A 16,989-nucleotide genomic window follows, 5' to 3' on the forward strand; every position below is an offset into this window, starting at 1 on the left:
GGTGCCTGCCACCCTGGTGTGGGTCAGGGCGCGTGACGATGCTGTGCTCCGCCGAAGGCGCCGGCAAGCCGCGCGACAGCGAACGGGGAACAGGCGCTTGGCGATGTAGGCAGCCCCGATCGCTTGCGACAGGCTCCTTCAGTCGACCCGGCGTAGCTCGGGCAGGGCGTCGGGCGTCTCGGCATTCATCAGGCGCTGCCGGATCTCCTTGCCGGGCTTGAACTGGAGGGCCTTCTTCTCCTTCACGGCGACGCTCTCGCCTGTCCGAGGGTTGCGCCCCTGCCGTGCCCGCAGATCCTTGACCGAGAAGGCTCCGAAGCCGCGGATCTCCACCCGATCGCCAGCCGCGAGTGCGTCCTCGATCCTGCCGAGGATCGCGGTCACGACCGCCTCGCAGTCCTTTTCGTAGAGGTGCGGGTTCAGCGCCGCGAGGCGGAGGACAAGCTCAGATCGGATCATAGGCAGGCAGAAGCACGATCCGCCCGAGGCTTTCAAGCCGCTCCCATGCGCGCACGAGTTCGCATAATTCGCGCGGTTTCCTTCGCGTAAAGGGATTTATGGAAACGGTCGCTCCACGGCCGAAGCCACTTTTTGCAGGCCGAAAGAGTGCGGCCGATCTCGCCCGGCTCTTCCGGTCGCACCGGCCTACATTCAGCCGCTTGGCCGCCTGGGCGCCAGCCATCCCGGGCGAGCGTCTCGCGTCATAAGAGGACTGAGCGCGGGGCGATTCTTAAGGCATGGGCTCCGTGTAGAACTCGCGGAGTTGCTGCCTCTCGTGCCCAGACAGGAGAGCATCGTCACTACGGGAGAACTCGGGTGCTTTGCGCAGCTGCTCCTCCGTGATGTTCGTATGGTAGCCGTGGAGCGTTGTGTCGTAATGCAGCTGTTCCCACGGGATCGTATGGGTTTCGGAACCCACGCCTAGGAGGCCACCGAACGTGGTGACCGCATAAGCGACATGGCCAGTGATCTTTTCGATCACGAGACGCTTGATGGATCCGATCCGCTTCCCGTTCGCGTCGAAAACAGCGGTGCCCTCGATGTGATCACTCTCGATGAGCGGGTGGCTCGGAGCCAATGACGCATCCGTCTCTGCCATAGCTCGTTCCTCCAGTTTCCGGTTCAACGCCACCCACGAAAGGCGCGCTCTCACTCTTGGTGCCATTCCCAGGTGAGTGGCTGGCGGGCCGGAAGCTTGGAGCCCGTCTGATCTGAGATCAGCCGCCCTTGCTGGAGCACGGTGCGCAGGCGCTCCCTCTCGGCCGCGATCTCCTCAACTAGTCCGGCACAATGTTCCAGACGCTTCAGGTCGAGTTCGTAATCCGGCTTCGGCATGATTGCCCTCCACCATCCAGCGCACCAGCCTACGCGCCTGGGTCGTCGACAGCCACCATTCTCGCGCGAGTGAAGGCGTCGGCATTCGCATAATTCGCACGATTTCCTTCGCGTAAGGTTGATTATGGAACGCGAATTCGCCCCTTTTTGAAGTCTCCGGAAGTGCTCGCTCGGGCCGTGACGCGGGTCGCAGTAGAGGCACAGAAAAACCGCTCGCGGAGGGGTTCGCGCGAGCGGTTCCTATGCTTGCGGAGACTGGTCGGTTTAATCGCCGCGGCACACCTCAGGATGGCGTAGGAATCCGCCTCCGTCCACACTTAGGCGGCTGTGCGCTACGCCTACGGCTTCGGTTGCTGCTTTCGCATTGTCTCAAGCCCGTCGACAAGCCCAGCCTGCAGACTGACCGCAACTCGTTCCGGGATCAGCAAAGCGATCTCTCGGTCATCTGGTCCTGCCAGGGTCACGGCGGCTGTGCGGCCGCTGTCGATTATCGCGACATTGATGAACTTCGCGACTCCCAGAACCAAAGGGCGTGTGCTCTCGTCCACGGCTTGCCTCCGGGGTGAAGCGGGACATGTCTACCAACATGCCGTGGGGAAGCGGCCAAGGCCAGCGTAGCTCGACAGCACCTTGCGGCGGACGATCTCCACCATGACGCGGTCGAGCAGCGAGACGTCGGGCTCGGCGCAGTGGAGGAGCTGGGTGAGGGCTTCACCCCATTGCCCGAGGAGAGGCGGACATTCTGTTTTTGGCGGGCGGCCTCACGACGCTCGCCGATTGGACATTATGGAGCATCCGCGTGGAACCCGGATCTGCTAACGGCTCGGTACCGTGTCCTCGTCGTCGAGCCGGAGGGACCAGACCAGGACACCGTCCGCGTCCGTGAGCCACGCCAAGTTGGCCTCGTCACCGACCAGGAAGTCGCCCTCGCCCAGAACCGCGCTCACAGCTTCGGAGGCGCAAGTGGCCTCGATGACCTGCTCCGACATGACGTGGTCGGTGACGAGGCCGTCCGGCTCGCGCCAGCCGCGGTGCAGCCGAAACCGGCTCATCGGTGAACCGGCCGCTCTGTCGCGTGCCTCACAGCGTCCTCCATCACGGTTGTCAGTGCGTGGATTGCGCTTGCTGCGCTTGGTTGCGCTTCTTCTTTGACAGCTTCTTGCTCACGACGGGCTCGCTCTCGTCCGAGCCGCGCTCGCCGATTGCGAAGCTGTGAAGGTTTTGCGCCTGCTCTGAGCTCGTGCCATGACCTTCGATCAGGGCGAAGAACGCGGCCCGCACAATTTCCTTCTTGGTCGCGTTCGGATGCCGCTCGCGAACCGCGGAGAGCAGATCCTTCGGCTTCATGCCTGACACAGCGAGGCTGCGAAGGGTATCTGCAAGCGTCTTGATTGAAGCCATCGAATGTCTCGGCTCGGTGCGCCCCCTGCGCCTGCCTTGTAGAGGCAGACCTCTCCCTATCATGACGAAGCCGCGACAGTCGCCTGTGGCGTCTTGTGGCTGCCATGACACTGCAGGCCAAGGCTCAGGGTGGGATGAGGCTAGCTCCTGTTCGCCGACTGGGTGTCACGAAACACTCGGGCGCAAGCCAACGATAGGTGCCGAGAAATGGGCCCGTCGGCGCACCAGGGTGGTAGGTTTGGGACGCCGAAGCGCGTTCACCAAAGACGCGCTTCGGCGTCCAACTAGGGAGAGATGCCATGAAGCGCCTCATCATGTCACTCGCTGTCATATCAGTCGCTTCTGCGTCATTCGTTGCTCCTGAAGCGGCTGCGCAGCCGACCCAGGATGTCGTCGGAACCTGGGCGCTTGCGTCAGTAATCGCTCAGCAGGGGGACGCTAGAACCGACGTGTATGGCGCGAGCCCAAGCGGCACATTGGTGCTCGGCAGCGACGGCCGCTACGCGCTGATCTTCCTTCGTAATGACCTGCCGAAACTCGCCTCCAACAACCGCACGACCGGGACTCCGGATGAGAACCGGGCCATAGCATCAGGCGCCATCGCCCACTTCGGCACCTATCGTGTCGATGCGGCGAACAAGGCTCTGGTCTTCCGCATCGAAAAGTCCACCTTCCCGAACTGGGACGGTGCGGAACAGTCGCGGTCGTTTTCGCTTTCGGGCGACGAGCTCACCTACACCTCGCCTGGCTCCGCGGGTACCGCCACCCAGATTGTTCTACGCCGCGCTAAATAGGCGTGCACGGGCTTGCGGCGTTCCAATAAGGCTTGCTCTACCGGGCCTTAGCAGGGCCGCGGCGGCGCCTGCGGGTTCGTTGTTATAGAACGGAGAAACGCCCCTCCAAACGGAACTGAGCGCGGGAGACCTAGCGTAGAGCGCCGTCTTCGGCTCGCTGCTAACGTCCGCAGTGCAAGTTCAAGCGAGATAGCCAGAGATGCCATCCCACAGTAACTTCAGTGCTGTGATGATTAGGAGGCCGTAACAAGCCTGATACAGCTGACGTTGGTCTAGCCTTCCGTGAAGCCGCCAACCAAGCCATACCCCGATGGGAATGGCGAGTGCACAAATCGCCATCAATATTAAGATTTTGCCCGATGGTCTCGCCAATAGTAACCAAGGCACTGCCTTTATCAGATTACCCACGGTGAAGAAAAGGCTCGTCGTACCTGCATAGACTTCCTTGCTTAAACCGAGTGGCAGGAGATACATCGCCAGCGGCGGCCCTCCCGAATGAGCCACCATGGTGGTCACGCCCGATGCAAGACCGGCTGTGACCGCCTTCGGTGTCGAGCGCGGACGGACCACTACCTTCGCGCCTGCGACAAACCAGAGCCCGACGAAGATCAGGGTGATCGCCGCCATCAAGATCGCTATGGCGCGGTGATCCAGGACGCGGAATAGCAGGTAGCCCAGCCCAATCCCGATCACGAGGCCCGGCAACAGCAGCACAAGGTCCGGTTTCGACCATGTTGAGGGCCGCCAGTATCGCAATGCGAACAGGTCCATCGCGACGAACAATGGCGCCAGCAGGCCGCCGGCCGTCACCGGATCCATCACGATCGACAACAGCGGAATGCCGACGATGGCGAAACCGCCGCCAAACGCGCCCTTCATGAAGCAGATCAGGAAGACGCCAGCAAAGGCGACGACGATCGTGGCAGCAGTCAGCTCCATGCGGTGGTCCTCCCGTCACCGCAGGGCGGCGCCGGATAGGGTAGGCTGGCCTACCAAGGTAACCCGATGTGCCTGCCGTCGTCCGCTGTGCATATCTGACTGAGCGCTTGCCGGTACGCACAGAGACGAACCGAAGCTTCGTCCCAGACCCATGGGCTTCTGGCTTGCCTGCGTGCGCTCGATATCGACAACTGCGGTCAGCGTAGGACGAGATCATCACTCCCCGGTGCGTCGTTCCAATAGGCTTGCCCCAGTAAAACTTTCCAAAGCCCTTCGCGCCGGCTGTAGGGGAAAACGACCGTTTCCCCGACACAACCGACCAGCTGCCCGTTCGCATTCTGATCGAGCGGATTTCTGTCGGGAAAACGTGTCGGGAAATGTACTGTCGGGAAAACGGTCCAACCTTCAGCCCGACATATGACCGGGTGCGCGGCGCCGGTTGAGTTAGGGTATCCTCGTCCCGGTCTCTGACGATGCGACAGCAGGGCGGGTCTCGTTTGAGATGCGCTGCCCGCCCTGTCTCTCCTGCCTGAGCTATCGGTTCAACCGGTGATGCCGCGCGGCGCGCTGGCTCGCGCGAGCATTGTTCAGACGGCGCATTAGTTCCTGGTTAGTCTCATCATCCTGCGGGGAGTGTACAGACGTAGCAGAATTTTGTTGAGACTCTGATTTGTCATCGCGATGGGTGTACAGTGCTTTCATTACCGTGCCCCTCGTTGATACTTACGCGAAAGCCTAACCATTCGCTAACGAATTGCAAGCCGGTACGCTGCCTCTGGCCAACCTCTCACCTATGCGCTTCCATCGGTACGTTTTGGGTATGCTCCCGTGAACCGGGCCTGGGCTGGTTCAGAAAGGCGCTCAGACCTCCGAGTTGGCAGCGCGCTCCGCGCCTTGACCGGCGGCACCCGCCGGTGTCGCGGGTCGGCCAGCCTCACGGTGGAAGCTGTGCGGCACGCCTATGTCTGATGAAGAACATTGTCGTACATAGGGTCGGGCTCATCCCACGGGTGAAGGCCCGGCACAGGCGGCTTCAGAAGTGCGCATTCACTCGTAGGAAGGTGGAAGCGTGAACCGTTTCACACGTGGAGGCGTGCACGGGTTGGAGCGTGAAAGCTTGTAGGCGTGAACCGCCTCCCATCGCAGGTGAACGGGAGGGCTAGCCTGCGAGGATCTGCGTACCCTTGCGCCGCTGTATCCTATAGACTACATTCCGACATGCAGATCGAGAAGACTGACGACTTCGACACTTGGATCGGTGGCCTTCGCGATATTGCCGGTCGGGCTCGCATCCTGAAGCGGATCGACCGCTTCGCGAATGGAAACCCCGGCGACGTCGAGCCAGTCGGGGATGGGGTGAGCGAGATGAGGATCGATGTCGGCCCAGGCTACCGGGTCTACTTCGTCGAGCGGGTTCGCGGGGAGATCGTCGTCCTGCTCGGGGGCGGGGACAAGAGCACCCAACCTCGCGACATCGCTCGAGCAAAGGATCTAGCCGCAAGGCTGTGAGGAGGCGACCGTGATCATCGACAAGACCAGGACGACGCCATTCGACGTTGCAGATTACCTAGGCACCCCGGAGGAGGCTGCGGCCTATCTCGCCGTAGCGCTCGAGGATGGCGACCATGCCGAGTTCAAGCGCGCACTCGGGGCGGTCGCTCGCTCACGCAGTATGACTGCCATCGCCCGCGAGACCGGCCTCTCCCGAGAGAGCCTCTACAAGGCGCTCTCCGAGGACGGGAACCCGAGCCTCGACACCGTGATGCGGGTTATGAGCGCACTGCACCTCAAGCTGTCCGCAGTTCCCGACCGCGTCCCGGAAGCAGCCTAATCATCGAACCCTCGCAGAACGCCCCGCCCGGCGCGAACCGGACGGGGCAGTGAAGACATGGGTCAGGTCGGCTGCCCTTCGGTCTCTTCGATTTCAGGATCGTCCTCCTGCGGAATGGAGGGGTGCGGACCATCTTCCGCGTCCTGAGGCTTGAGAGGCGGAGGTCCGCCCGGCCTGGGATCACTGCCCGGCTGAGGCGTGCCAGCTTGGCTCATCGTTTCGCTCCCTCGTTGTTGCAGGGAGCAAAGCGCTCGCCCTCGGATGCGTTCCTGCCGCTCAGGCGAGGATCGGAGCCGAATGGCCGACGGGCGTCTTGAGGGTGTTGTCGTCGAAGCCCTGAGTACCGTTGCGGGTGTCTGCCTCGGCTACGACGTGCTGGATCACGGTTCGGCCGAGGACGCGGTTGTTCAGCGTCATTGTGACGGGTGTCGAGGCGATGGTGCTCCCGCCGCGGTAGATCACCGCCGACTTTCCGGGCGTGGCTGGAGCGCCACCGGATTGCGACGCGCCTCCGGTCGGAGGCTTGGCTCCAGGCAGCGCCGGAGGACCGGCTGTGGCGCCGGCGTTGAGACCTCCCAGGATCCGGCCGACGAAGCCGGAGATAGCCCTAGCCGCCTGGTTCAGAGCTCCGGGTACGCCATTGGCGGCACCGGCGACGTCGCTGAAGCCCTTGGCTGCGTCGAGCATGGGTGGATGGACGCGTTGCGCGGCTCGCACCAGTTCGTCCGCGGCCTGTCCAGTGGCGGCCGCCGCAGCCTGAGCCGAGGCAAGGGCGCCGGGGCCCGCCGTCACGTTGAGCCGGTCCTGGGCAGCCTTGATATTCTCTGGGGTCAGACCGAGCCCGGCCGTCCCGCGGTTGCGCCGCGCCTGGTTCGCCGCGATCTCGCCGGAGAGCGCACCGCCCTCCGCCTCAGCTGCCATGGTGGCACCCTTGCCCATCCAGTCGAGCGCGCCTTTCACGCCAGGCGGGGCGGCATCGTAGATCTTCCCCCAGGGGATCGTCACCGCCGCGATAGTCACGGTCGCGCCGGCGCCGATGGCAAGGCCGATCGGATTGGCGAAGAGCGGCGCAGCCATGCGCATCAATCCGAACATACCAGCAGCTGTCAGGCCGCCGCCAACGGCCAGCCCCGTGCCGAAGCCGGTCTGGGCCGCGACTGGGTGCTTCTCCAGCGTGTCGGCTGCACCGCCGAGGGCGGCTGACAGCCGGTTCGCTTGCTCGACCAGATCCGGGATGGCCGGGTTCGCGAGTGCGGAACCGACGTTGCCGCCCTGCGTCACGACGGACTTGCCCGCTACCATCGGGTCCCGCGTCTGGTCGCCGAGAACATCTGTCGTGCCGGCCGCCGCTCTAAGGCGCTTGATGATCGCCTCGATCTGCCCGATCTCGAGGATGTCCATCGTGTGCAGGCTCGCGCCACGACGGTTCGAGAAGCGCTCTGCGATGTACTTGGTGCCGGCGACCCTCTGGGCGTCGGTCAGATCTTGTCTGTAGTCGCCCCTCCCGTAGGCCTCCGGCAGCATGCCCTTGGCGACCATCTTGGGGATGACGTTCTTCTTGTTCCACTCGTGGAAGTTCGAGCTGTAGAGCGCCTCGTCCACCAAGCTGCCGTCGCTGATCAGCTTGCGCTTGCCGTTCTTCCCGACCTTCCATTTCGTTCCGGTGCGCCAGCCCTCGTCGTACTGCGCCAGGATGGACTCATCCGTTCCGCGGCCGAGCACGGTGTTCTGGAACGCCGAGGCGACGTCCGTACCGGTGCGTGAGCCCTTCTGCTGCATGAACAGGGCTGGCATCACCGACGACCACATGTCGACGCTGAGTGCCTTGCCGGCCGAGCCAGCATTCTGCGCCGCATTGACGAAATCGTTGGCGGAGACCGCCTCCGCGTCGAGCTGACGGGTGCGGACGAAGCCGTCGATCAGGGAGCGGGTATCACCAGCCGACCGCGAACGGCCGATCAGATCGATGAAGCGCGCCATGCGCTCCATGTCTTTGGAGCCCTGATCCACGCCGCCGGCTGTCTGCAACGCAACCTGCCCGCGCATGTACTCCGGCAGGAGCTCCGACGCCGTGCCGTAATCGCCGACGTTCGGAATCAGCAAACGACCCTGCTCACGCACGCCGAGCTTGCTGAGGGATGGATACTGGCGGGACAGCTCGCTCGCACGCTGGCTCAGAGCGGCAATCTCCGCAGGTGAGAGGCCGGCATTTTTGGCGCGGATGTCCTCGCGCACACCGCCAGCACCCTGCTCGGCGAGCCATTCGAGCGTCGTCAGGCCACCGTAGACGCCCAAGGCGCCCGAGAGGTGCGAGCCCTCATGCGTCCTATGCTGGCGGCTCTGTGCGCGCCGACGGCTCGGGCCGGTGCCAAACCCACCGGTGCCGGCCCCGCCCCCAACGCCACGCGGGATGTTGGGGATGTGGATGTTGGCAGCCGCAGCGCTCATCCGGCGCATCGCGGCGGCGGCCGAGTTGATCCGGTTCGCCCAGCTGTCGATCGAGCGGGAGACGCCACGGGCCGCCGAGGCAACCCCCTGGGTCGTGGAACGCATCGTGCGCATCTCAGCAAGCGGCCGCCCGATTGCAGCAGCCCACTTCGCCATCTCACGATCCATGCCGGTGGCCGGTGCGCGCAGGCCGGCCATCGCCTTGGTGGTCTTGGCAACCTCCCGCTCGACCTGGGACGTGGAGCGCTGGACGTTCGCCATTTCACGGCTGAGCCGACCCATCGATGTGACGGTGCGGTCGATCGGGGTGGACCAGCGGCCGATCGACCTCTCGACGGCCTTCGCCGCCTTGTCGACCTCGTTCATATTTTTCAGGATCTTAGCTAGTTCGGGAGCAAGCGAGCCCCCGATGCTGAGAACGGTCTGGATGTTATAGACGTCCGAGGACATGGAGGTGCGACCTCGATAAATCAGCCGTCGTCACGGCCAATGCGATCGCCCGTGGCGCGCCCAGCAGGGACGCCACAGGCATGAATGCGGTTCGGGAGGCTTTGGGCCATCGGGGCACGGTGCTGGATGGCGCCGTGGGTATTGGAGCCGGTCAGGCTCTCGGGGGCTAAGGTCCCGAACGAGGCCTCAACAACGGCCCATTGCAGCTACTGGCGCGATGCCTCGAGCCACTCGATCCGAGCCGTGATGGACGCGATGTGGCCCGCAAGGCCGATCAGCTGCCGGCCGGCCACATCCACCTTCTCCAGGTGCGTGGGTTGCACCTTCCACAAGGCTAGCGTCGCGGAAGGGTCGTCGGGAACATCGACAAGGCTGATGTTCTGGAGCTCGATCGCGGTCGCCACAGCTGGATCGCGGGCGTCTCGACCACGAACCTTCGCCACGAGACCGAAGCCACGATACACGCCCGCCTGGACCTTGCGGATGGCGGTTGGATCAATGACCGTCGCTGACACGAAGACGGCACCGTCATCCGCTACGGTCACGTTGTCGACTGTGCCGGTGCTGGCTGCGCGACCCATCTGGCCTAGCGTGCCTGCTGCCTTGGTGAAGTCAGGCAGCGCTGCCCTGATCACAGCGGCTTTCACGATCGTGTCGCCCTCTCCCTCGCTCGGGGCGATGGCCTCGACGAAGAGGGTGGCATCGTGGCTCTCCACGCTCGAGAAGGGAGCGAAGATCAGCACCTCAGGCCTCGAACGTCGCCTGGTGATCGTTGACCAGGCGTTGCGCGAACGCCGCCCATTCCGCGTCCGTGTCCTCCGGCTTCGTCTGGAGCGACACTCCCAGGTTCGGCATGAGGTTGACCACTCGCTCGGCGAGCGACAGGAGGGACCTGCCCTGATCACTGCTGGTGCCGGATCGGTGTGCTGTGTCGAGAGCCCAGCTTCGCAGGCCCGCCAAGCGGGTATGGAGCGGCAGAACCTGCGCATGCAGCTCGGCGATGCGCGCGGCGAGCGCGTCCGTCTCCTCGATGAGGACGTCGTCCACAGCCTGGGCTGCTCGCGCCCCTGCCCCGACAAAGGCTTGGTTTGCCAAAGCCATTTCGGCAGCGATCCGCTCCTGAACCGGGGCGGCAGCTTCCGCCCGGGCCTTCGCCTCCGCATGCTTGAGGACGGCCTTGAGGCGGTCCTCGCCGATCAGGTCTGGAGGAACGGCTTCGCCTCGAAGCGCATGCTCCCGGATGAGATCGACGACGCGCTGCTGATCGGCCGCCATCGCGGCCTCAAGGCGAGCCGCCTCGCGACCATCGTCCTGTGCTCGCTGCATTGCACGCTGGAGATCTTTCACTGCGTTCGCCGCCTTGACGCAAGCGTTGATGCGCCCAGCGAGGATGACGCGAGCCGGGCTGGTCGGCTCAGCGGCCGCCGCGGTGTTCTGATTGTTCATGATGTCACTCGGGTTGGGGGGAGAAACACCAGCTGGCCCTGCGAATGGCGAAGGGCTGAGCAGGTGATTGGAGGCGAGCGGCGTCACACGATGGTTGGCACCGTGGGTACACTCGGATTGCGATAGGAAATCAGGGCAGCTTAGCTATGCGCTGGCATCACTTTGGTTCGCGTCGCCCCTGGGCAGGCCAAAGCCGCAGCTGCCTCGCGGATTGAGCAGTATGGAGCGCGATCGCGATCGTCCTCGCGGTACTGTCCCGACCGGTGCGTTGATGCACAAGCCCTTGAGCTGAGGGATTGTGGGAGGGGAGGACGCCGTTAACCAGCGCACGTTGGGTGGGCGGCAGCTTCGGCCAGCGGCCATCCGACCTCAGTCCGCCGGGAGCGTAAGCATGGGCCTTGCCTTCGCGCTGTTCTTGATCAGTGTCCCATTGGCCCTGGCCGCGCTTGAACTCCTTCGGATGCGACGCGCACGTCAACTCTGAAGCGTCGCGAGCCAAACCGTTGTGGTTAACGTTCGCTTAGCTAGGCTGTAGGTATCGCCCCTTGTGGAGGTGCCTATGTCCTTGTTGACCGGCCTTGCGGTGTTCGTGTTGGTCCTGGCTGTCCTGCTCTCCAAGGGCAAGCCGGCAGCCTTCCTAGGCTGCTTATGCCTGCTGGGGCTTGGCTGCGTGATCGCCTTATCGAGCCTAAAGGGCTTCGTGCGTCCCGCCGCTTAATGACAGCCTGATGGCAGTAATATAGAGGAAACTCAGAAAGCTGAGACTGCTCAAATCAAGCAATAGTTCCAGGTACTATCGCGACAAACACGAGCACACGGCGTGCAAGGCCCTCTTTGTTGAAACAAAGTAGGAGAAATGCACTTGAGCGTGATCCGATCGAACAGGCTACGCTGATGTTCCCTTCAGGAACTCAACGCCCAGCTCATGCTGCTTGCGCCAAGCCACACGAACAGGATGGGCCTCTCCACCCGCGGTGAGGCCGAGAGTGAAGGCATCAGGGATCCCAATTACGCTCTCAACCTTCAGCCGTGCGCCCGTGCTGGAGCGGTCACGCAGAAGGCAGTCGATAGCTCCTCCACTTGGCAGGCTGATCGTACCTGGGAGCAAGGCACGCCTGCGTGGCTCGGCTCGCTTCTCGTCCATCGCACTCGCTTCGCCCAAGAACTGCCCCGCCGCTCGGTCTGATCGCTGGCCGGCGGGGCGTGTCGTGTCCGCACGACGAAACAGACCGTGACAGGTTCGGCCTGGGGATGGGGTAGCGCCTGAGCGGTTAGCTGAAGCTCAATGCGCTGGCATCGAGGCAGGCCCAGAGTGAGACAGGGTCGGCCAGCGGATCAGCCCGCCTTGCGGGTGCGCCCTTTTGGTGCCTTGGCTGCAACCGGTGCTCCAGGCCGCCCGAGGCCGATCGACTTGGCGAGTTCGGAGCGCTGGGCTGCATAGTTCGCGGCCACCATCGGGTAATCCCGCGGCAGGCCATACCGCTCGCGGTAGCTGTACGGATCGAGGCCGTGGCCCGTCAGGTGCCGCTTGAGCGTCTTGTAGGGCTTGCCGTCGAGGAAGCTGATCAGCGCGTCCGGGGTGATCGACTTGCGGATCTGCGACGGGGTCGCCTTTTCGGCCTCAGGCTCAGCCGCGGACGAAGGGTCCACAGCAAGGTTGTTCAGCGCTGCATGGACATCGCGGATGAGCGACGGAAGGTCAGTCACTCGGACAGGGTTGTTCGACACGTAAGCTGACACGATGTCAGCGGCGAGTTCAAGGTGGTTGCTTTCCGAAGCTTCTTCCATTTCAGCCATCCGGCGCCCTTTTTTCCCAGCGAGGGTCTGGCCATTACGCCTATTCTTTCTGGATGCAAGACCTTGATCTTGCGGCCGCCGGAAGATTGTGGACAGCTTGCGTCTACGCCCGGGGGAGAGGCAATGATCCGTCGCAAGGATCAAGGGAGTTTCGGCTCCCCATTTCCTTCGCAGCACGGTTCCGAGATTGGGTGTTATGGATCGCACCACAGCCGGAGAATCGCCGCAGGCTCTGGGTCACGCTGTTCCGCAGGAAGGCGTCAGGCGGCCTGTTCCGCGGGCCATAGCCTGAGCCAGGCGATAGGCCGAGCCCCTCAGTTCATGGCCTTGTTCCGGGCCGCCCGGAGCCGCCGGGCTATCGTGCGCCCGAGTTCCCAGAGCAGCATGTCAACGAGCTGGCGCAGGAAGTTGCTGCCGTCCTCATCAATGGCCTTGCGCGCTGCGATGACGTGCCGAGCAGCCCGATCCAGCGGGCTCAGGTGCCGATTATCGGCCTCGCTCTCTGCACCGTGGAGTTTCTGCTGCGTCACGTCGATCAGCACGCCATGGCCGTGCGCAGGCATGCTGGCAGTCGCGGGGTAGACCCGTCCATGATCCAGAAGCCACCGCGTGCCATCACGCGCCCGCACCCGGTACTCGACCACGTACAGGCCGCTCTCGCGCTCCGCGCGCTCTACGACAGCCAAGACGAGGGCCTGATCGTCGGGATGGATGCAGCTGATCACAGCTTCCAGCGGCAGTTCGGTGTCAGCCAGATCGGGGTTGCCTGCCAGAAGTTTGGCAGCTCCGCGGTCAAGCACGTGGTGGTTGTGCTCCGACGTCCAAAGCCAGGTGCCGACCACAGCCCCATCGTGTGACTTTGCTATTGGCGCGCCGAGTGTGCCGGTCGAGCAATCATCTGTTTGGTCTCTCAAGCGTGAACCCTCCCCCGAAGGATCGTAGAACGTCCAGAGACACCGCTTGCGTTCAAAATTTCGTTAGCTCCTGAAACCAAATTGCCAGCAATCGTGTTGTGCCCGTTGTATACGGACAAGTCGGGAATGCATATTGCAACACATTCCCGGCTCGAACACGCGCGGCCATAGAATGCCGCGATGGGGAATGCATATGATCTACTTTGACACGGCGGACCGTGACGGGCCCACAGACGCTGATGCGTTTCGGAACGACGCTGAGGAATGCGAAGCTCTTCCGCTGCCTCAATCCGTGCAACGCACGTTGGATCAGTTGGCTGAGGCGCTAGGCGTCACATCGGCCTTGATCAGGCAGAACCCCTCGGCCGTGAAGGTCCAGGGCCGAGACGTGTGCTTGGTGGAAGCAACCGAGTTGCTGCAGGTGTTCATTCAGATCGACGATCCGGAGGCCCGGCACCGCTGCCTCAACATCGTGAAGGAGATCGCGGCCTCGCAGACGCACTGACGCAGCGTCCAGTGCCCGAGGGGCAGGACCGGCGGCTTGTAGGTGGCACCACTGCCAACCGCCGAGGAGATCGCTGCTGTCCAGATGACGAAGGTCGTGCTTGCGACTGCCCACCGCGACCCGGGCAACAGCGTGAAGCCTCAGGGACGGCAGGCACGGGCCACATTCAATCCCGATCGCGTCGCGGCCTGTGCCCCGCTCCATAAACGCACTTACGCGATGGGAAATGAGTGCATGATGCGAGGTCCGCGAGCTCGTGAGTGTCGTTACAATAGAGCTTGCTTCAGCGGAACTTAGCAGGGGCGCGGCGCGGTTCGCTGACTGGGTGTTACGGAATGTGGCGGGCGGCCGCGACGCTCACGATCAGAGCATCAGCCTGTCGGCATCGTCACCGCACCTGAACGGCAGCAACCTCGACCCCTTGCCAGAGGACTCGCACAGCTGCGTATTGGCCCTGGCTGACCGGGTGCAGGAGACGAGCTCGCTTCCAGTGCCACTCGAAGCGGCTTGGACCCTCAGGAATGACTTTGAGTTCTAGCAGGAGCGTATCGGGCTGTGGTGACGGTGGATCAGCGAGGATGAGGTGAGGCACCTCGTTCGCGTTCCCGAGCTTGGTCTCGCCCGAGACCGACAGGAAGTGCCCACCCGACTCGTTCGGCTCAGCCCCAAACGCCTGCCAACTCCTGGTCTCCGGAACGACATCGCCAGACACGGCGGATCTCCATCATTGCGCCGTCGTGGCACTGACCAAGCCAACGGCTGCCGGATCGCTACCGAGAGAGAAGCCTCGTCTCCGGTGTCAGCCTGTGGCGGCCGTCTCGCGCAAGTGCTGCACGGCTCGGTCGACGTCGAAGTCAGACGCAGAGATCTCAGCGATCGTGATTGGGCAGATCTTCGGCTGCCCCCACTCGATCATTTTCTCCTCAGCACGCAGCTCCGGTGCCTCAGCATCTCCGATCGCTAGCCACCACAGGCCGTCAATCTTCAGCCTCTCAAGTGCACTCGGGTTGGCCATAAGTTGTGAGCGGATGCGCCTTGCCTCTTGCCGCCAAGCCAGACTGTGCCGGTCGTCGGCAGTCAGAGCCGCCTTCAACAGGTTGGCCAGAAGCCTTCGGACAAGGGCTGCGGGGGTGCCGGGGGCGGGCTCAACCATAAGGATTGGAACTCCCTGCGAACGCGTTGATGAGCCGCTACCCGTTCACCAGCGTCGGCTCACTGCGCTTGATCAAACGTCCTGCCCGCGGATCGCTTGCAGTTTTCAGGCCGTCCGCCTCGCGCACCCGAACCGTTCCTTGGGGCTCAGGCGTCCCTGAACGAGCGATAGATCGTCTTCATCTCATCGAGCTGCCGGATCGGCTCTCCGGTGCGCAGGATGATGCACGAGAGCTGTTTGGGCAGGCCATCGAACTCCTCCACGACGATCTGCACAGCCTCGCCGAGGCTACACTCTCGCCTGTCATCCGTGTTGGGCGATCCCTCACTCCACATCAGAGTGACAGGCTCGTTGCGGTCATAGGTGCTCATCTGCCCTCCCTCGCTCCTCGCTGCCGCCAAATTCCAGATACCAAAGCCGCAATGACAGCCTGCGATACGAGCACGTGTCCCAGGCAATCTGGAGGCCGCGGGTCGGAGACGGCAGCTTGCTCAGGAGGTTCTGACAGAAGGCGGGCCGCTAGATTGGCGGCCCGAAGTCGAGAGAGGAAACGCCCGTCAAGGACGGGAAGCAGCGCCACGCAAGGAGGAACGACGAGACGCTGCGATGCACCAACCCTTGTTGCGCTGCACAGTTCCCGGCGCATGAATTTTGCATGTGGCGTCCGTCTCTCCAGTGAGACAATCCATGCTAGAGCCGCTTTCTCGCCTTCGTACCCATCTTCTCTGCCGCCTCGCCAAGCGCAACGTGGTGGCTGCCGACCGAGCAGCAGCAGAGGGTGACGTTGACCAGTCGGCCCAGCTCCTCGCCAAGGCAGACACACGGCTCAAGCGAGCTTGTGGTCTCAGCACATGGCCGACGCATCGACCAGCAGGCCCACCGTCGCAGTAGCTCTGCGCGGCTCATCACACCGTTGAGCGGTACGTTCCAATAGGGCTTGCTCTAGTGGACCGGTCCAAGCTCGAGCAAAACCCGGTCCATATAAATGGTTTTGACTTATGGACCGAATTGGTTCTCTATGTCATAGAACCTATTGGACCGAAACTGACCGGATTGGCCTATGCTCGTCGGATACGCCCGCACCTCGACCCTGGAACAGGACGCCGGCTTTGAGGCGCAGGTGCGCGACCTCAAGGCCCTCGGGTGCGAGAAGCTGTTCCGCGAGCAGGTGTCATCGGTCGGGCCTCGCCCGCAGCTCGCCGCGGCCCTGGAATTCGTGCGGGCGGGGGATACCCTCGTCGTCACCAAGCTCGACCGCCTCGCCCGGTCCGTACCCCACCTCGGAACCATCATCGCGGACCTTGAGGCCCGCGGCGTCGCCCTGCGGATCGAGAGCCTGGGCGTCGACACCTCGACCCCTACGGGCAAGCTGATGCTCAACGTCCTTGGGGGCGTCGCGCAGTTTGAGCGAGAAATGATGCTGGAGCGCCAGCGGGAGGGCATCGCCAAGGCTAAGGCCAAAGGCGCCTACAAGGGCCGCAAGCCGACCGCGCAGGCGAGAGCGGAGGAAATCCAGGCCCTGGCCGCGCAGGGCCTCAGCATGAACGCCATTGTGGCTAAGCTCGGGGTCGGCAAGGGATCGGTGCACCGCATCCTGACTGCCCGGAAGGAGACCGGCCTCATTCAATAGGCGGACAATCCCTTGAGGCGAGTGGCCTTCATTCGGGCGATGGTCATTCAAGCGTAGCGGAAGTGGATGAATAGGAGCAGCCGCGCAGACCTTGAGCCCGAAGATGATTTACGGGGTGGGCAGGTCTGCTTTCCGTTGTTCGACGGGCTGCGGCACCGTCACAGAGGTCCCCGCAAAGAGGGGGCCGGGCGGCCGGAAGCGGCGCCGGGCAAAACTGAGATACGGTTTTGGCTGTTCGCTGGCTGTAAAAAACTGCCAGAGCCCAGCATGAGCTGACTGGCGGAACGACGGGGCCCGATGGAGCTCAAGGAGCCTATGAACCCGCGCGGCCGGCCTCTTCTCGCAC

21 protein-coding genes are annotated in these 16,989 nt (G+C 63.4%); 6 read left to right on the forward strand and 15 right to left on the reverse strand.

The annotated features are described in order from the left end of the window. Window positions 1-138: 138 nt before the first annotated feature. The 6 genes from F6X53_RS28060 to F6X53_RS28085 form a co-directional block, all read right to left on the reverse strand. Window positions 139-459: an integration host factor subunit beta gene (locus tag F6X53_RS28060; RefSeq protein ID WP_151004592.1), complete on the reverse strand. Its 321-nt coding sequence runs from the start codon at window positions 457-459 to the stop codon at window positions 139-141. A 271-nt stretch (window positions 460-730) separates the two neighbouring features. Then, the gene (locus F6X53_RS28065) at window positions 731-1,099 is read right to left on the reverse strand and encodes a PRC-barrel domain-containing protein (protein WP_151004594.1); all 369 of its coding nucleotides are present in this window, start codon (window positions 1,097-1,099) and stop codon (window positions 731-733) included. 50 nt (window positions 1,100-1,149) lie between these two features. Next, window positions 1,150-1,335, reverse strand: coding sequence for a hypothetical protein (locus F6X53_RS28070; protein WP_151004596.1), 186 nt, complete (start codon window positions 1,333-1,335; stop codon window positions 1,150-1,152). 338 nt (window positions 1,336-1,673) lie between these two features. Continuing rightward, entirely contained in the window at window positions 1,674-1,883 is a 210-nt protein-coding gene (locus F6X53_RS28075) for a hypothetical protein (protein ID WP_151004598.1), read from the reverse strand. A 267-nt stretch (window positions 1,884-2,150) separates the two neighbouring features. Then, window positions 2,151-2,387, reverse strand: a complete 237-nt coding sequence (locus tag F6X53_RS28080; protein WP_151004600.1) for a hypothetical protein — start codon at window positions 2,385-2,387, stop codon at window positions 2,151-2,153. 52 nt (window positions 2,388-2,439) lie between these two features. Further along, window positions 2,440-2,736, reverse strand: coding sequence for a hypothetical protein (locus F6X53_RS28085; RefSeq protein WP_238296938.1), 297 nt, complete (start codon window positions 2,734-2,736; stop codon window positions 2,440-2,442). 299 nt (window positions 2,737-3,035) lie between these two features. Here F6X53_RS28085 and F6X53_RS28090 point away from each other — a divergent pair, with 299 nt between their 5' ends. Next, complete coding sequence (locus tag F6X53_RS28090; protein ID WP_151004603.1) at window positions 3,036-3,530, forward strand: lipocalin-like domain-containing protein; 495 nt, start codon at window positions 3,036-3,038, stop codon at window positions 3,528-3,530. 180 nt (window positions 3,531-3,710) lie between these two features. Here the strand turns inward: F6X53_RS28090 and F6X53_RS28095 are convergent, their stop codons facing one another. Continuing rightward, entirely contained in the window at window positions 3,711-4,469 is a 759-nt protein-coding gene (locus tag F6X53_RS28095; RefSeq protein ID WP_151004605.1) for a sulfite exporter TauE/SafE family protein, read from the reverse strand. 1,218 nt (window positions 4,470-5,687) lie between these two features. Between F6X53_RS28095 and F6X53_RS28100 the strand changes: the two genes are divergently transcribed. Both F6X53_RS28100 and F6X53_RS28105 read left to right on the forward strand, forming a co-directional pair. Further along, a complete protein-coding gene (locus F6X53_RS28100; RefSeq protein ID WP_151004607.1) occupies window positions 5,688-5,978 on the forward strand; it encodes a type II toxin-antitoxin system RelE/ParE family toxin in 291 nt (96 codons plus the stop codon). Window positions 5,979-5,988: 10 nt separating this feature from the next. Then, window positions 5,989-6,300, forward strand: a complete 312-nt coding sequence (locus tag F6X53_RS28105) for an addiction module antidote protein (RefSeq protein ID WP_151004609.1) — start codon at window positions 5,989-5,991, stop codon at window positions 6,298-6,300. 276 nt (window positions 6,301-6,576) lie between these two features. On the opposite strand, the gene F6X53_RS28110 is transcribed toward F6X53_RS28105, so the two are convergent. The 3 genes from F6X53_RS28110 to F6X53_RS28120 all read right to left on the reverse strand — a co-directional run bounded on the left by F6X53_RS28110 (window position 6,577) and on the right by F6X53_RS28120 (window position 10,644). Next, window positions 6,577-9,198: a hypothetical protein gene (locus F6X53_RS28110; RefSeq protein ID WP_151004611.1), complete on the reverse strand. Its 2,622-nt coding sequence runs from the start codon at window positions 9,196-9,198 to the stop codon at window positions 6,577-6,579. Between the two features lie 206 nt (window positions 9,199-9,404). Next, window positions 9,405-9,941, reverse strand: a complete 537-nt coding sequence (locus F6X53_RS28115; RefSeq protein WP_151004613.1) for a hypothetical protein — start codon at window positions 9,939-9,941, stop codon at window positions 9,405-9,407. 1 nt (window position 9,942) lies between these two features. Continuing rightward, window positions 9,943-10,644 (reverse strand): hypothetical protein, encoded by a 702-nt coding sequence (locus tag F6X53_RS28120; RefSeq protein WP_151004615.1) that lies wholly within the window; start codon window positions 10,642-10,644, stop codon window positions 9,943-9,945. Between the two features lie 559 nt (window positions 10,645-11,203). On the opposite strand from F6X53_RS28120, the gene F6X53_RS32720 reads away from it, so the two are divergent. Next, window positions 11,204-11,362: a hypothetical protein gene (locus F6X53_RS32720; protein WP_191971031.1), complete on the forward strand. Its 159-nt coding sequence runs from the start codon at window positions 11,204-11,206 to the stop codon at window positions 11,360-11,362. Window positions 11,363-11,530: 168 nt separating this feature from the next. On the opposite strand, the gene F6X53_RS33910 is transcribed toward F6X53_RS32720, so the two are convergent. The 3 genes from F6X53_RS33910 to F6X53_RS28135 all read right to left on the reverse strand — a co-directional run bounded on the left by F6X53_RS33910 (window position 11,531) and on the right by F6X53_RS28135 (window position 13,283). Continuing rightward, a complete protein-coding gene (locus F6X53_RS33910) occupies window positions 11,531-11,788 on the reverse strand; it encodes a PilZ domain-containing protein (protein ID WP_151004617.1) in 258 nt (85 codons plus the stop codon). Window positions 11,789-11,979: 191 nt separating this feature from the next. After that, window positions 11,980-12,441 carry a Ros/MucR family transcriptional regulator gene (locus F6X53_RS28130; RefSeq protein ID WP_151004619.1) on the reverse strand — a complete coding sequence of 154 codons (462 nt, stop codon included), beginning with the start codon at window positions 12,439-12,441 and terminating at the stop codon, window positions 11,980-11,982. Between the two features lie 314 nt (window positions 12,442-12,755). Next, the gene (locus tag F6X53_RS28135) at window positions 12,756-13,283 is read right to left on the reverse strand and encodes a PAS domain-containing protein (RefSeq protein ID WP_191971032.1); all 528 of its coding nucleotides are present in this window, start codon (window positions 13,281-13,283) and stop codon (window positions 12,756-12,758) included. Window positions 13,284-13,548: 265 nt separating this feature from the next. On the opposite strand from F6X53_RS28135, the gene F6X53_RS28140 reads away from it, so the two are divergent. Then, window positions 13,549-13,860, forward strand: coding sequence for a hypothetical protein (locus tag F6X53_RS28140; protein ID WP_151004623.1), 312 nt, complete (start codon window positions 13,549-13,551; stop codon window positions 13,858-13,860). A gap of 799 nt (window positions 13,861-14,659) precedes the next feature. On the opposite strand, the gene F6X53_RS28145 is transcribed toward F6X53_RS28140, so the two are convergent. Beyond that, a complete protein-coding gene (locus tag F6X53_RS28145; RefSeq protein ID WP_151004625.1) occupies window positions 14,660-15,013 on the reverse strand; it encodes a hypothetical protein in 354 nt (117 codons plus the stop codon). A gap of 146 nt (window positions 15,014-15,159) precedes the next feature. Further along, window positions 15,160-15,384 carry a hypothetical protein gene (locus tag F6X53_RS28150; protein ID WP_151004627.1) on the reverse strand — a complete coding sequence of 75 codons (225 nt, stop codon included), beginning with the start codon at window positions 15,382-15,384 and terminating at the stop codon, window positions 15,160-15,162. A 689-nt stretch (window positions 15,385-16,073) separates the two neighbouring features. Between F6X53_RS28150 and F6X53_RS28155 the strand changes: the two genes are divergently transcribed. Continuing rightward, window positions 16,074-16,643, forward strand: a complete 570-nt coding sequence (locus F6X53_RS28155) for a recombinase family protein (protein ID WP_151004629.1) — start codon at window positions 16,074-16,076, stop codon at window positions 16,641-16,643. The last annotated feature ends 346 nt before the right edge of the window (window positions 16,644-16,989 follow it).

Origin of the sequence: Methylobacterium soli, from assembly GCF_008806385.1 — a bacterium.
Taxonomy (GTDB): Bacteria; Pseudomonadota; Alphaproteobacteria; order Rhizobiales; family Beijerinckiaceae; genus Methylobacterium; species Methylobacterium soli.